Annotated in this window: 15 protein-coding genes; 7 read left to right on the top strand and 8 right to left on the bottom strand. The window is 71.5% G+C overall.

The window, feature by feature from the left end; all coding sequences use genetic code 11:
• Positions 1-20: 20 nt before the first annotated feature.
• The 4 genes from SY26_RS15200 to SY26_RS21665 all read right to left on the bottom strand — a co-directional run bounded on the left by SY26_RS15200 (position 21) and on the right by SY26_RS21665 (position 2,627).
• Positions 21-629, bottom strand: coding sequence for a hypothetical protein (locus SY26_RS15200; protein ID WP_046001225.1), 609 nt, complete (start codon positions 627-629; stop codon positions 21-23).
• Between the two features lie 2 nt (positions 630-631).
• On the bottom strand, positions 632-1,576 hold the full coding sequence (locus tag SY26_RS15195) for an SIS domain-containing protein (protein ID WP_046001224.1): 945 nt from the start codon (positions 1,574-1,576) through the stop codon (positions 632-634).
• 39 nt (positions 1,577-1,615) lie between these two features.
• Complete coding sequence (locus SY26_RS15190; protein ID WP_046001223.1) at positions 1,616-2,230, bottom strand: ribonuclease D; 615 nt, start codon at positions 2,228-2,230, stop codon at positions 1,616-1,618.
• Positions 2,231-2,339: 109 nt separating this feature from the next.
• A complete protein-coding gene (locus SY26_RS21665) occupies positions 2,340-2,627 on the bottom strand; it encodes a DUF2218 domain-containing protein (protein ID WP_052715322.1) in 288 nt (95 codons plus the stop codon).
• Positions 2,628-2,808: 181 nt separating this feature from the next.
• On the opposite strand from SY26_RS21665, the gene SY26_RS15180 reads away from it, so the two are divergent.
• From SY26_RS15180 to SY26_RS15165, 4 genes are read left to right on the top strand one after another with little or no spacing between them, the layout of a single operon-like run.
• Positions 2,809-3,708: a siderophore ABC transporter substrate-binding protein gene (locus tag SY26_RS15180; protein WP_046001222.1), complete on the top strand. Its 900-nt coding sequence runs from the start codon at positions 2,809-2,811 to the stop codon at positions 3,706-3,708.
• Positions 3,708-4,676 (top strand): ABC transporter permease, encoded by a 969-nt coding sequence (locus tag SY26_RS15175; RefSeq protein WP_046001221.1) that lies wholly within the window; start codon positions 3,708-3,710, stop codon positions 4,674-4,676. Before SY26_RS15180 ends, SY26_RS15175 begins: the two co-directional genes overlap by 1 nt.
• Positions 4,669-5,625 carry an iron chelate uptake ABC transporter family permease subunit gene (locus SY26_RS15170; protein WP_052715321.1) on the top strand — a complete coding sequence of 319 codons (957 nt, stop codon included), beginning with the start codon at positions 4,669-4,671 and terminating at the stop codon, positions 5,623-5,625. The genes SY26_RS15175 and SY26_RS15170 overlap by 8 nt, the downstream gene beginning before the upstream one ends.
• Positions 5,622-6,380, top strand: coding sequence for an ABC transporter ATP-binding protein (locus SY26_RS15165; protein WP_046001220.1), 759 nt, complete (start codon positions 5,622-5,624; stop codon positions 6,378-6,380). Before SY26_RS15170 ends, SY26_RS15165 begins: the two co-directional genes overlap by 4 nt.
• 170 nt (positions 6,381-6,550) lie before the next feature.
• On the opposite strand, the gene SY26_RS15160 is transcribed toward SY26_RS15165, so the two are convergent.
• The 3 genes from SY26_RS15160 to exbB are packed head-to-tail and all read right to left on the bottom strand — an operon-like array spanning position 6,551 to position 8,955.
• Positions 6,551-7,450 carry an energy transducer TonB gene (locus SY26_RS15160; RefSeq protein WP_052715320.1) on the bottom strand — a complete coding sequence of 300 codons (900 nt, stop codon included), beginning with the start codon at positions 7,448-7,450 and terminating at the stop codon, positions 6,551-6,553.
• Complete coding sequence (exbD, locus tag SY26_RS15155; RefSeq protein WP_046001219.1) at positions 7,447-7,908, bottom strand: TonB system transport protein ExbD; 462 nt, start codon at positions 7,906-7,908, stop codon at positions 7,447-7,449. Before exbD ends, SY26_RS15160 begins: the two co-directional genes overlap by 4 nt.
• Before the next feature lie 3 nt (positions 7,909-7,911).
• Positions 7,912-8,955 (bottom strand): tonB-system energizer ExbB, encoded by a 1,044-nt coding sequence (gene exbB, locus SY26_RS22125; protein ID WP_046001218.1) that lies wholly within the window; start codon positions 8,953-8,955, stop codon positions 7,912-7,914.
• A 158-nt stretch (positions 8,956-9,113) separates the two neighbouring features.
• On the opposite strand from exbB, the gene mobA reads away from it, so the two are divergent.
• Together mobA and SY26_RS15140 are read left to right on the top strand one after the other, a co-directional pair.
• Positions 9,114-9,722 carry a molybdenum cofactor guanylyltransferase MobA gene (gene mobA / locus SY26_RS15145; RefSeq protein WP_046001217.1) on the top strand — a complete coding sequence of 203 codons (609 nt, stop codon included), beginning with the start codon at positions 9,114-9,116 and terminating at the stop codon, positions 9,720-9,722.
• Complete coding sequence (locus tag SY26_RS15140) at positions 9,709-10,566, top strand: hypothetical protein (RefSeq protein ID WP_052715319.1); 858 nt, start codon at positions 9,709-9,711, stop codon at positions 10,564-10,566. The genes mobA and SY26_RS15140 overlap by 14 nt, the downstream gene beginning before the upstream one ends.
• Here SY26_RS15140 and SY26_RS15135 read toward each other — a convergent pair.
• The gene (locus tag SY26_RS15135; RefSeq protein ID WP_046001216.1) at positions 10,563-11,585 is read right to left on the bottom strand and encodes a LacI family DNA-binding transcriptional regulator; all 1,023 of its coding nucleotides are present in this window, start codon (positions 11,583-11,585) and stop codon (positions 10,563-10,565) included. The genes SY26_RS15140 and SY26_RS15135 overlap by 4 nt on opposite strands.
• A 60-nt stretch (positions 11,586-11,645) precedes the next feature.
• Between SY26_RS15135 and SY26_RS15130 the strand changes: the two genes are divergently transcribed.
• A complete protein-coding gene (locus SY26_RS15130; protein ID WP_232303363.1) occupies positions 11,646-12,452 on the top strand; it encodes a tryptophan-rich sensory protein in 807 nt (268 codons plus the stop codon).
• Positions 12,453-12,461: the final 9 nt, after the last annotated feature.

Here is a 12,461-nt window from a genome sequence, read left to right as displayed (position 1 = left end):
GGGCGGAAAGCGGCCCGGTGTCAGGGTTGGTATATCAGACGCACGCCGTCCGAGAAATTCAAGACTGCGGCCCCGTCGCCCGCCGAATCGCCCGCAGCGGCCCCGGCATCGGCATCGGTCGCAGCAGGGGCCAGCCGCATGCGGCCCGCGGTGATGCGGCCAAAGGGCGCCTGCGCCTCGACCCCGCGGTCGGCCTGGAGGACCGACGTATCGGTCCGCGCGTCGATCTGCGGCGTGTCCAACTGCCAGCCGCTGCTGGTGGTCATGCGCACGCCGCCCTCCAGCCGCACCAGCCCGTCCAGCAACCCGCCCTGCGGCGCGGTCAGATTCGCGCGCAGCCCGTCGGGGCGCAGCCAGTCCAGCGCTACGTCCCCCGCCGCCCCGCCGGACCCGCCCGGCGTGACCTGCGCCGCGCGCAGGGTCAACTGCGCCCCGTCGCCGGTCACGCCGCTGTATTCGGGCGCGACAATGCGGTTGTCACGCGCTGCGGCCTGGGCATCGACCTCGGCATAGGGAATGCGCGATTCCACGTCAGAGCCGCGGCTGAACAGGAACATCGTCGACAGCATCGCCAGCGCCACCAGCGGCAGCAGCACGCGCAGCCAGCGGACGATGCGGGTCCGCGACATGGTCAGACCAGCCCCGCACGCAGGCAGTCGTGGATGTGCAGGATGCCGCGGGGGCGCCCGTCCTCGACCGCGAACAGGCAGGTGATCTTGCGCTCCTGCATCTGCGCCAGGGCGGCCTCGGCCAGGGCGCCGGGCGCGATGGTGCGCGGGGCGGGCGTCATCACGGCGCGCGCGTCCAGGTCCAGCAGGCCCTGCATGTGGCGGCGCAGGTCGCCGTCGGTGATGATCCCCGCCAGCAGACCGTCCCCGTCCACGACCCCGGTCACGCCATAGCCCTTCTGGCTGATCACCAGCAGCGCCTCGGACATGGGGGCATCAAGCCCGACCAGCGGCAGGTCGGTGTGCATCAGATCGCCCACCTTCGCCAGCAGCGCGCCCAGCTTGCCGCCGGGATGAAAGGTGCGGAAATGCTCGGGCGTGAACCTGCGATGCTCCATCAACGCGATGGCCAGCGCATCGCCCAAGGCCAGCGTCATCGTGGTCGACGTCGTGGGCACGATCCCGTTGCCGCAGGCCTCCTGCGCGGCGGGCAGCACCAGCCCCAGGTCCGCCTGCCGCATCAACGTCGATTGCGGCCGCGCCGCAACCCCGATCAGCGGGATCGAGAACCGCCGCGTATGCGCGATCAGATCGGCCAGCTCAGGCGTCTCGCCGCTGTTGGACAGGACCAGCGCCAGGTCGGATTCGGTGACCATGCCCAGATCGCCGTGGCTGGCCTCGGCCGGGTGCACGAACTGCGCGGGCGTCCCGGTGGAGGCGAAGGTCGCCGCGATCTTGCGGCCCACATGGCCCGACTTGCCCATGCCCGACACGACCACCCGGCCGCGCACCGCCAGGATCATCTCGACCGCGCGCGAGAACTCGTGGCCCAGACCCGCCGACAGGGCCTCCAACCCTGCGATCTCGACCCCGATCACCCGTCGCGCCGTCTCGATGTAATCCGCCACGCCCTGCCCTTCTTCTTTGTCCAAATACCCGTTGCCCGCTCAGTGGCGAAAGATGTCGCCCTCTTCGCCCCAGCCCAGCAGGTCCAGATGGGCACGCGCGGGCAGAAAGTCAAAGCAGGCCTGCGCCAGGCCCAGCCTGTTCTCGCGCTTCAGCCGCTCCTCCAGGGCATCCTTCAGCTTGTGCAGGTGCAATACGTCCGACGCGGCATATTCCAGCTGCGCGTCCGACAGGTCGGCGGCACCCCAGTCGCTGGTCTGCTGCTGCTTGCTGACATCGACGCCCACCAGCTCCTGCAGCAGGTATTTCAGCCCGTGCCGGTCGGTGAAGGTCCGCACCAGCCGCGAGGCGATCTTGGTGCACCAGACGGGCGAGGTGACCACCCCGAACGCGTTCTCCAGCGCGGCGATGTCGAAACGGCCGAAATGGAACAGCTTGACCACCTTGGGGTCGGTCAGCAGCTTGGTCAGGTTCGGAGCCTCGGTCTGGCCCCGGTCGATCTGGACCAGATGCGCCTCGCCGTCGCCCGACGACAGCTGCGCCAGGCATAGCCGGTCGCGGCGCGGGTCAAGGCCCATCGTCTCGGTGTCGATGGCCACGACCGGGCCCAGCATCAGATCGTCGGGAAGGTCGTTCGGGTACAGATGGATGCTCATCGCCGGTCCTGCCTGAATTGCGCGCCGCCCGGCCCGTCCCCGGACCCGCGGCTTGGCGCCCCTTCGACCAGAAACCGGCCCGCCAATCCAGCGAAAATCGCGTGACCGGTCAGGCAGGGGGCGTCCAGGCCGGGGGCGCGGGCTCCTCGCGATGCGCAAACCGCATCAGGTGGCTTTCGATCACCGCGCGCAGCCGCTCCAGCGATTCAGTATCCGCGGCTTCCAGCGTCAGGTGCAGGGACGCGTCCTGCGCCTCGATCCGGGCCACGCCCATCTCGAAGGTCAGCACCGCCAGGCGGTCGTCATGGGTCACCGGGATCTTGTGACCGAAATGCTTGGCCATCGTGCCCGTCAGCGCGGCGGCGCGGGCGGTGGGGAAATCGGCAGTCATGCGCATGGGATGTCCTTTCGCGAATGCGCCGCAGCTAGGATGCCAAATTGATTGAGTCAACAATTCGCCGCGATATTCCGACAAAAAGACCCTGACATTCTTGCGCGGCGCGCGCGACGGCGCTAAGCCCGCCCGGCGTGCAGCCAGGATCCAGCCACCACGCGCAACCTTGATCGAAAGGATCGCCATGCGCCGCATCGCATCGCCCGCCCTGTTGGCCACCGCCCTGATGACCGCGCCGGTCGCGGCCCTGGCCCAGGTCACCGTCGATACCGCCCAGGGACCCGTGACCCTGCAGGACAATCCCGACAGCGTCGCGGTCTATGACATGGCCGCGCTGGACACGATCACCGCCCTGGGCGTGACGCCCACGGGCAGCATCGACAACATCCTGGTCCCCGCCCTGCGCGATGCGGCGGCGGGCGCCACCCCCGTCGGCACCCTGTTCGAACCCGATCTGGAGGCGCTGGCGGGGCTGGCGCCCGACCTGGTGATCGTCGGCGGCCGCTCCTCGACCCAGCTGGCGGCGGCGTCGCAGGTGGCGCCGGCCATCGACATGACCTTCGGCCCGGATCTTCTGGCCGATGCCCGCGCCCGGATCGACGCCTATGGCGCGCTGTTCGCCAAGACCGCCCAGGCCGAGGAAATGACCGCCACCCTGGACGCCAGGCTGGCCGACCTGCGTGCCGCCGCTGATGGCCAGGGCACCGCGCTGATCGTGATGACCAACGGCCCCAAGATGTCCGCCTATGGCGCAGGGTCGCGCTTTGGCTGGATCTTCGACGCGACCGGGCTGGAGGAGGCCGTGCCGGGGCTGGACGACGCCACCCACGGGCAGGCGATCAGCCATGAATTCATCGCCCAGGCCGATCCCGACTGGCTGCTGGTCGTCGACCGCGGCGCCGCCATCGGCGAGGACGGCCAAGGCGCGATGGAGACGCTGCGCTCGGACCTGGTGGCGGGCACGACCGCCTGGACGCAGGATCAGGTGATCCAGCTGGACCCGGCGGCGACCTATATCTCGGCCGGGGGCTACGGCTCGACCATGGCGGTGCTGGACCAGCTGACGCAGGCCTTCGCGGACTGATGCGCCCCCTGCCCGCCCTGGCATCGGCGCTGGTCGCGCTGATGCTGGCCAGCCTGACGGTCGGCGCCGCCGACATCCGCGTGACGGACGCCTTCCGCGATCCGCAGGCCATGCTGGTCCTGCTGGAATCGCGGCTTCCGCGCACGCTGTCGGTGGTGCTGACCGGGGCCGCCCTGTCGGTGGCGGGGGTGCTGATCCAGGCGCTGGTCAGGAACCGCTTCGTCGGCCCCGACACCTCGGGCACGGCCGAGGGCGCGGCGCTTGGCCTTCTGGCCATCACCATCCTGTGGCCCGCCAGTCCCCTGTGGCTGCGCATGATCGCGGCCAGCCTGTCGGCCATGGTCACGACCGCGCTGTTCCTGGCCGTGATCCGCCGCCTGCCCGTGCGCGAGGTGATGCTGGTCCCCATCGCGGGGCTGGTCCTGTCGGGGGTGCTGGGCTCGGTCGTGACCTTCGTGGGCTGGCAGAGCGACCTGATGCAATATGTCGGCACCTGGCTGTTCAGCGGCGAATTCTCGGGCGTGATCTCGGGGCGCTATGAACTGCTGTGGATCGCGGGCGCGGCGGCGGGGCTGGCGTGGTTCTCGGCCGACCGTTTCGCGATCCTTGGCCTGGGCGATCAGGTGGCCACGGGGCTGGGCCTGTCGACGGCGGCGGTGATGCGCCTTGGGCTGGCGGTGGTGTCGGTGGTGACCGCGATGGTGGTGACGACGGTGGGGATGATCCCCTTCGTGGGCCTGGTCGTGCCGAACCTGGTGGCGCGGATCATGGGCGACAACCTGCGCGCATCCCTGCCGGTGGTGGCGCTGGCCGGGGCGGTGCTGGTCTTGGGCTGCGATCTGGCGGGGCGCCTGGTCATCCACCCCTATGAGATTCCAGCCGGCACCATCCTGGGCGTGCTGGGCGCGCTTCTGTTCCTGTGGCTGCTGCATCGCCGCCCCGCCCGGTCGGGGGCCGCCCGTGGATAAGCGGGCGCGGATCATGCTGGGCGGGATGGCGCTGCTGCTGGCGGCGCTGTCGGCGGTCTGGATGCTGCAGGGGCTGGGCGGCGGCAATCGCGGTTTCATCCTGGGCCTGCGCGCAACCAAGCTGGCGGCGCTGGTCACCGTGGCGACCGCCATCGGGGTCGCCACGATCCTGTTCCAGACGGTCGCCGCGAACCGGGTGCTGACACCCTCGATCATGGGCTTCGACGCGTTGTACGTGCTGCTGCAGACGGGCTTTGTGATGGCCTTGGGCAGCGCAGGCCTGACCGCCCTGCCCGCGGGCCCGAAATTCCTGGCCGAGATCGCGGTGATGACCGCCCTGGCCGTCCTGCTGTTCGGCACGCTGCTGCTGCGCGGTGCGCGGGACCTGCCGCGGATGATCCTGACCGGGGTGATCCTCGGCGTGCTGTTCCGGTCGCTGTCGGGGTTCCTGGGCCGTATCCTGGACCCCAACGAATTCGCCGTGGTGCAGTCCGTCACCTTCGCCAGCTTCAACCGGGTCGATGCCACGCTGCTGCCTTGGGCGGCGGCGATCACCGCGGCGGCGGTGCTGGTCGCGTGGCGGCTGTCAGCGCGGCTGGACGTGCTGGCGCTTGGACGCGATCCGGCGGTGTCCCTGGGGCTGGCCCATCGCGCCATGGTGTTGGGCGTGCTGGGGCTGGTGGCGGTGCTGGTCTCGGTCTCGACCGCGCTGGTCGGGCCGGTGGCCTTCTTCGGGCTGATCGTGGCGGGGCTGGCGCATGGATTGATGCGGACCGCGCGCCACGCGGCGCTGCTGCCCGCGGCGGCGCTGTCGGCGGCGATCCTGCTGGTGGGGGGACAGTGGCTGTTCGAACGCCAGCTGGGCCAGGCCGCCACGCTGTCGGTCGTCGTGGAATTCGCGGGCGGCCTGTTTTTCCTGTATCTGCTGCTGAAGGGGCGCATCCGATGATCCAGATCGAAGGGGTCTGCCACGCGATCGCCGGCGCGCCGATCCTGCACGACATCACGACGACCCTGCCCAAGGGTCGGCTGACGGCGCTGATCGGCCCGAACGGGGCGGGCAAGTCGACGCTACTACGCCTGATCGGCCGGCTGGAGCCGCTGCAGCGGGGCCGGGTCACCGTGGCCGGCCACGACGTGACCACGACACCGACCGACCGGCTGGCGCAGGTGATGGCGATCCTGGGCCAGCAGACCGCCATCGCCAGCCGCCTGCGCCTGTCCGAGCTGGTGGCCTTCGGCCGCTGGCCGCATCACAACGGCCGCCCGGGTCCGCAGGATCAGGCGCTGGTCTGGCTGGCGCTGAAGACCTTCGCCCTGACCGATCTGGCCGACCGGTTCCTGGACGAGGTGTCGGGCGGTCAGGCGCAGCGCGCGCATATCGCGATGGCCTGGGCGCAGGATACCGACTGGCTGCTGCTGGACGAGCCGCTGAACAACCTGGACATGGCCCATGCCCGCGCCCTGATGGGCCGGCTGCGCGGGCTGGTGGACCAGAGCGGGCGCAGCGTGGCGATGGTCGTGCATGAGATCAATTATGCCGCGGCCTGGGCCGATCACGTGATCGCCATGAAGGACGGCCGCGTGGCCGCCAAAGGCACCCCGGCCGAGGTGCTGACCGAGGCGGTGCTGTCGGACCTCTACGACGCGCCGATCCGCGTCGGCGCGCATCAGGGCCGCCCGCTGGTCCTGCACCACGTCTGACGCGCCGTTGCGGGGCCTGCAGCCCGGCGGAGCCCCGGGGGGCTGCACCCCCCGGACCCCCCGCGCCGGCCACGGATCGCACGGGACGATCCTCACGGCACCGTACCGCGGGGGCGCAGCCCCCGGCGCAAGACGCCCCTTCGATGGGGGCGGCTTGCGCGACCCTGCGGTCAGCGGACGTCCAGACGGATCGGCAGCGTGAACGAATAGATCGGATCGGTCAGCGCTGCAGGAGCTGCGGGACAGCGCCCTGCGCGCTGCGCGGCGGTCAGCGCCGCCTGGTCCACGTTCGGGCTTCCTGACGATCCGGCGATGCCAACACCCTGGATGGCACCGCTTCGCGAGACCGTCAGCGCCAGATTGACCCGCCCCCCCTGACGAACGTTCCGGGGCAGCGATGCGCGCCGCTGGATGCAGGCCCCAACCTGCGCGCCCCAAAGCGATGCGGCATCGGCCGCAGCCTGCCGAGAGGCCCCGCCGCCCTGGGCATTGCCCGCCGGGCGACTGGTCTCGGCCTGACCGCGCTGCCCGGCGGCCTGTGCCGCCTGTCGGCGTTGCGGTTCGGGCTGACGCTCTGCCGCCGGTTTCGGGTCGCGGCGCAGTTCGGGTTCGGGTTGCGGCTCGGGACGCCGCTGCGGGCGGGTCGAGCTGTCCAGAGCCAGCGCCGTCCGGACCGGAATGTCGGGGGGCGCGAACTGCCGGAAATCGGGCAGGTCCAGCGTCGCCGGGTCGATGGGTTCGACCACCTGATCGGGTTCGGGCTCGGCTTGGGGTTCGGGCTCGGCCTGGGGTTCGGGCTGCGGCTCCTCAGGCAAAGGCTCCTCCTCGGCCTCGACTTCGGGACGGGCGTCCGAGCCGGCGGCAGCCTCCGCGCCTTGGGGCATGTCGGCGGCAGGCGGCATCGCGGGGGCAAGGTCGACGAAGACCGCATCGGGCAGGCCCGGCGGGGCGCCCGCATCCGCGCGCCCCATGATCCAGATCCCCGCCCCCACATGCGCCGCCAGCACCAGGACCGAGGCACCCGCCCACAGCCCCCCCTCGCCCAGCATGCGCAGGGCGCGACCGCTCATGGCGCGGCACCCGCGGCGGGCACGGCCGCGGCCTCGGGCGGGGCCTGCACGGCGTCCAGCCCCACCAGGGCGATCTTCAGATAGCCGGTGTCGCGCAGCGTGTTCATCACTCCCATCAGGTCGCCATAGGCCACCGCACGGTCCGCGCGCAGGAAGATGCGCTGTTCGCGGTCGCCGCCTGTCGCCGCGGTCAGGGCCGCGGCCAGCGCGCCGGGGGCCACGTCGTCATCGCCCACGGCCAGGCTCAGATCGGGCCTGACGCTGACATAGACGGGCTGCTCGGGGCGTTCGGCCTGGGTCGCGTTCGACACCGGCAGATCGACGTTCACGTCGACGGTCGCCAGGGGCGCGGCCACCATGAAGATGATCAGCAGCACCAGCATCACGTCGATGAAGGGCGTGACGTTGATCTCGTGGTTGTCGGCCAGGTCGTCGGTGTCGCGGATGCCTCCGGCCATGGCCTAGACCCCCGCCGCAGGGCCGCGGCCGCGGAAGTCCAGGTCGCGGCTGACCATCTGCTGAACCCCCGCCGCGGCATGGCCCAGACGCATCCGGTAGCCGGTGACGGCGCGGGCAAAGACGTTGTAGATCACCACGGCGGGGATCGCCGCGACCAGGCCGATGGCGGTGGCCAGCAGCGCCTCGGCGATGCCCGGCGCCACTACGGCCAGGTTGGTCGTCTGCGATTCGGAAATGCCGATGAAACTGTTCATGATCCCCCAGACGGTGCCGAACAGACCCACGAAGGGGGCGGTCGACCCGATGGTGGCCAGCACCCCCGTGCCCCGTGCCATGCGGCGACCGGCTGCAACCTCGATCCGGTCCAGCTGGGAGGCGACGCGCTCCTTGATGCCGTGATCGCCCGCCTGCGCCAGGGCCGGTTCGGACCGGCGGTATTCCTCGGCGGCAGAGCGGATCATGCGCGACACCGGATCGCGGCGGCGCCCGATCCCGGCCAGGGCGTCCGGCAGGGACGGCGCGGCCTGGATGCGCCGCGTGGCCGACGTGACCCGGCGCGAGGCGGCCCACAGCTCGATCAGCTTCACCAGAAGGATCGTCCAGGTGATGACCGACGCCACCGCCAGCCCGATCATGACCCCCTTCACGACCCAGTCCGCAGCCAGGAACATGCCCATCGGCGACAGGTCATGCGGCAGGCCGGGGTCGCGTTCGGCCACGACCGGCACCGGTTGCGCCGCATCGGCAGGGTCAGCAGGGGTCGCGGTCTGGCCCGGCGCGGCAGGTTGCGTCGGGGACGGGGCTTGCAAACCCGCTGCAGCGTCATCCGGGGTCGCGGCGTCGGGGACGGCCGTAGGCGCCGCGGCCTCGGGCGCAGCCACCGGTGCGGCCGCGTCGGCGGCGGGTTGCGGGGCGGCAGGAACTGCAGCCTCTGGCTGGCCCTGGGTCGTCGGCACGTCTTGGGCCAGGCCTGCACCGGCCAGCGTCGCGGCGACCAGAAATGCGGCAAGCCCCGCGCGAAGCGGCTGTCTGGGCAGATGGGTCATGGCGGTCCTTGCATCCAGTTGGTGTCGGGCAGGCGGGCGCGAAAGGGCGTCGGGCCTGCGGCGGTCCGGGGCGTTATCGGCCCACCAAGCAAAACTGTCAACTATTGGAAACGCGGTGATGCCTTGTGCCGCCGATGCGGCGGGGCCACAGTCGCGCCATGACATCCCCCCCCCGCATCCCTGCCCTGATCCTTGCCGGAGGCCGCGCGACCCGCATGGGCGGCGGCGACAAGCCCCTGATGGCGCTGGCCGGGCGACCGATGCTGGCGCATGTGCTGGACCGCCTGCGCCCGCAGGCCGGGCCGCTGGCGCTGAACGCCAACGGCGATCCGGCGCGCTTTGCCCGGTTCGGTCTGCCCGTGCTGCCCGACAGCCTGCCCGACCGCCCCGGGCCGTTGGCGGGGGTGCTGGTGGCGATGGATTGGGCGCGGGACCTGGGGGCCGCGCATGTGCTGACCGTGCCGGGCGATTCGCCCTTTCTGCCACCGGACCTGGCGGCGCGGCTGTGGGCGGCGCGGGGGCCCATGGGGCTTGCGCTGGCGGCGGGCGACGATCCGCAGGGGCCGCGCGATCATCCGACCTTCGGGCTGTGGCCCGTGGCGCTGCGCGACGATCTGGCCGCGACGCTGGCCGCGGACCAGCGCCGCGTCCGCCGCTTTGCCGAACGCCATCAGCCGGGGCGAGCGGTCTGGCCGGACGCGGTCTTTGCCAACATCAACACGCCCGCCGACCTGGCCCGGGCCGAGGCGCGTCTTGCCGCGCTTTGACCGGATCGTGGTCCTGGACTGGTCGGCGGCGGGACGCCCGACACGAGGGGCCGATTCGATCTGGATCGGTGACGACCGCGGCCTGCTGGCCAACCCGCCGACCCGGATGGAGGCTCACCACCTGCTGCAGGGATTGGCCGAACCGGGAACACGGCTGCTGATCGGAGCGGATTTCGCGTTCGGCCATCCGTCGGGGCTGGCGCGCCAGATCACCGGACGGGCCGACGCGCTGGCGCTGTGGGACCACCTGGACGCGCAGCACAGTGACGGCGCGCGCAACTGCAGCAACTATCGTGACGTGGCGGCGGGGCTGAACCGGGCGCTGGATGCGCCGGTCTTCTGGGGGGACGGGCGGCGGCTGCCCACGCCGGACCTGCCGCGGCTGAGGCCCCCGCCCCATCCCGGCCTGGCACCGCACCGCGTGACGGAAACCCCAATTCCCGGAGGCCCGCGCCCGAAATCGCCCTTTCAGCTGGCCGGCGCGGGTGCGGTCGGCGCGCAGAGCCTGACAGGCATCCCCTGGCTGAACCGCCTGCGCCAGCGGGCGGGCACGGCGGTCTGGCCGTTCCAGCCATGGCAGGACGCGGAACTGGTGCTGGCCGAGGTCTATCCCTCGATGCTGGGGCGGCTGGATGTCGCGGGCTGGCCCTGCCTGGATGCGGCACAGGTGGGGCTGCTGGCCCGCACGTTGCGCGCGCTGGACGACCGCGACGCGCTGGTGCCGATGCTGGCCCCCGACCCCCGCATCACCGATCTGGCGGCCGAGGGGCAGATCCTGGGGTTCGGCCATGACGCGGCCCTGCGCGCGGCGATGCCCCGGACGGGCGACGGGCCGATGCCCTAGGCCGGCGGCGCGGTGGACCGGCCGACGACCAGTTCGGCCTCCAGCAGCTCCTGCACCGGATCACCGGGACCGCCGGTGATCCGGTCGATCAGCAATGCCGCACAGCGCGCCCCCGCCACCCGCACCGGCGACCGCATGGCGCTGAACACCGGCACCGCATCGCGGTTCGCGTAATAGGACAGGTCATCATCAAAGGTCAGCACCGACACGTCGCGGCCCAGGACCAGCCCCCGCTCCTCGATCGCCTGGCGCACGCCGGTTGCGATCATCGTGGCCGCGCACAGGAACGCGGTCGGCGCCTCGGGGCCCGCCAGCAGGGCGCGGGCCTGGGCATAGCCATAGGCGGCCGTCATCTCTCCGGTGGTCATCAGCGCGGGCCGCGGCGCATGGCCCGCATCGCGCAGCGCGCGCAGGTATCCGTCGCGGCGGCGGCGTGCGAAATCCAGCCGTTCGTCCCCGTTCAGCAGCGCGATGCGCAGATGACCAAGCTGCAGCAGGAACCCCGTCCCGCGTTCAAAGGCCCGCAGGTTGTTCACGTCCACCCAGCTGTAGGGGCCGTCATGCCCGGTCACCCGCCCATGCACCACGTAAGGCAGTCCGATCCGGTCCAGCAGCGCGGGGCGCGGGTCGTCATGGCGTGGGAACTGCACGATCACGCCGCCGATCAGACCCTTGGACGACAGCGCGCGATAGGCGTCGGGCTGATCCTCCTCGGGGACGACGGTCAGGTTGATCTCGAACCGGCGGCGGGCGCATTCCTCGCCGACCCCGGCCAGGAAATCGGCATAGATCGGGTTCACGATCTCGTTCCGACCGCCGATGGGGATCACGCAGCCGATGGTGCTGGCATGGCCCATCGCCAGAAAGCGCGCATGGGCGTTCGGCTGATAGCCGTGCTGGCGGGCGGCGGCGACAAGGCGGGCGCGGGTCGCCTCGTTCACCTCGGGGTGGCCATTCAGGGCACGGCTGACCGTGGTCGCGGACATGCCCACCAGCTTGGCGAAATCCTTGAGCTTCATCGTCTGCACGGGCCATCGGGCTGCGGCGCGGTGTCGCGCCGGGATGCGGGGGCCCTATCCATGGCGCGAACGCGCGCCCATGGCAACCGCCGCGCCACCCTGCACGTTGACAAACGCGCACAACGCGCCAACCTGCACCCCGCGACCCAGCAGAAAGCCCTGCCCATGCCGAACCGCACCCTTGCCCTTCTGGTCCTGCTGGCGGCGGTGGCCTTTGCCGTCTCTCCGCTGCTGTTCCCGGGCTTTGCGGGCTACGATCCCGACCGCTTTCCGATTCCCCAGCCGGACCCGCCGATCCAGCCCGCGGGCTGGGCCTTCTCGATCTGGGGACTGATCTATCTGTGGCTGATCGCCGGCGCCACCTTCGGCCTGTGGCGCCGTGCCGACGACGAGGGCTGGCTGCCGCTGCGGGCGCCGCTGCTGGTCAGCCTGGTCATCGGGTTCTTCTGGTTGCCGGTGGCGCAGCGCCTGCCGGGGCTGGCCACGCTGATGATCATCGCGATGCTGATCAGCGCCATCGTCGCGATGATCTGGGCCGGTCGCCGCGACCGCTGGCTGGAGGGGCGGCCCATCGCGCTTTACGCGGGCTGGTTGACGGCGGCGTCGGGCGTGTCGGTGGGGATCTGGCTGGGCGGTCACGGCTGGCTGTCGGCCCAGACCGCCGCGATCCTGTGCCTGATCGCGGTCAGCGCGCTGGCGCTGGCGGTCCAGTCGCTGCGCCCGCGCGAATGGGCCTATTCCGCGGCCGTGATCTGGGCGCTGGCCGGGATCGTCGTCGCCAACTGGGGCGCCGGAAACTGGCCCGTGATCCTGATCGCAACCCTTGGCGCCGCCGCGCTGGCGGGTCGCCTTGCCACCGCCCGATGAGTTGACCCG

The organism is Paracoccus sp. 228 (genome assembly GCF_000967825.1).
Lineage (GTDB): Bacteria > Pseudomonadota > Alphaproteobacteria > Rhodobacterales > Rhodobacteraceae > Paracoccus > Paracoccus marcusii.
This window is presented reverse-complemented; position numbering and strand designations above follow the sequence as displayed.

Coding starts and splice junctions, on each gene's coding strand:
- SY26_RS15200 (WP_046001225.1), bottom strand. CDS start 629: ATGTCGCGGACCCGCATCGTCCGCTGGCTGCGCGTGCTGCTGCCGCTG.
- SY26_RS15190 (WP_046001223.1), bottom strand. CDS start 2,230: ATGAGCATCCATCTGTACCCGAACGACCTTCCCGACGATCTGATGCTG.
- SY26_RS21665 (WP_052715322.1), bottom strand. CDS start 2,627: ATGCGCATGACTGCCGATTTCCCCACCGCCCGCGCCGCCGCGCTGACG.
- SY26_RS15180 (WP_046001222.1), top strand. CDS start 2,809: ATGCGCCGCATCGCATCGCCCGCCCTGTTGGCCACCGCCCTGATGACC.
- SY26_RS15175 (WP_046001221.1), top strand. CDS start 3,708: ATGCGCCCCCTGCCCGCCCTGGCATCGGCGCTGGTCGCGCTGATGCTG.
- SY26_RS15165 (WP_046001220.1), top strand. CDS start 5,622: ATGATCCAGATCGAAGGGGTCTGCCACGCGATCGCCGGCGCGCCGATC.
- SY26_RS15160 (WP_052715320.1), bottom strand. CDS start 7,450: ATGAGCGGTCGCGCCCTGCGCATGCTGGGCGAGGGGGGGCTGTGGGCG.
- exbD (WP_046001219.1), bottom strand. CDS start 7,908: ATGGCCGGAGGCATCCGCGACACCGACGACCTGGCCGACAACCACGAG.
- exbB (WP_046001218.1), bottom strand. CDS start 8,955: ATGACCCATCTGCCCAGACAGCCGCTTCGCGCGGGGCTTGCCGCATTT.
- mobA (WP_046001217.1), top strand. CDS start 9,114: ATGACATCCCCCCCCCGCATCCCTGCCCTGATCCTTGCCGGAGGCCGC.
- SY26_RS15135 (WP_046001216.1), bottom strand. CDS start 11,585: ATGAAGCTCAAGGATTTCGCCAAGCTGGTGGGCATGTCCGCGACCACG.
- SY26_RS15130 (WP_232303363.1), top strand. CDS start 11,646: ATGGCGCGAACGCGCGCCCATGGCAACCGCCGCGCCACCCTGCACGTT.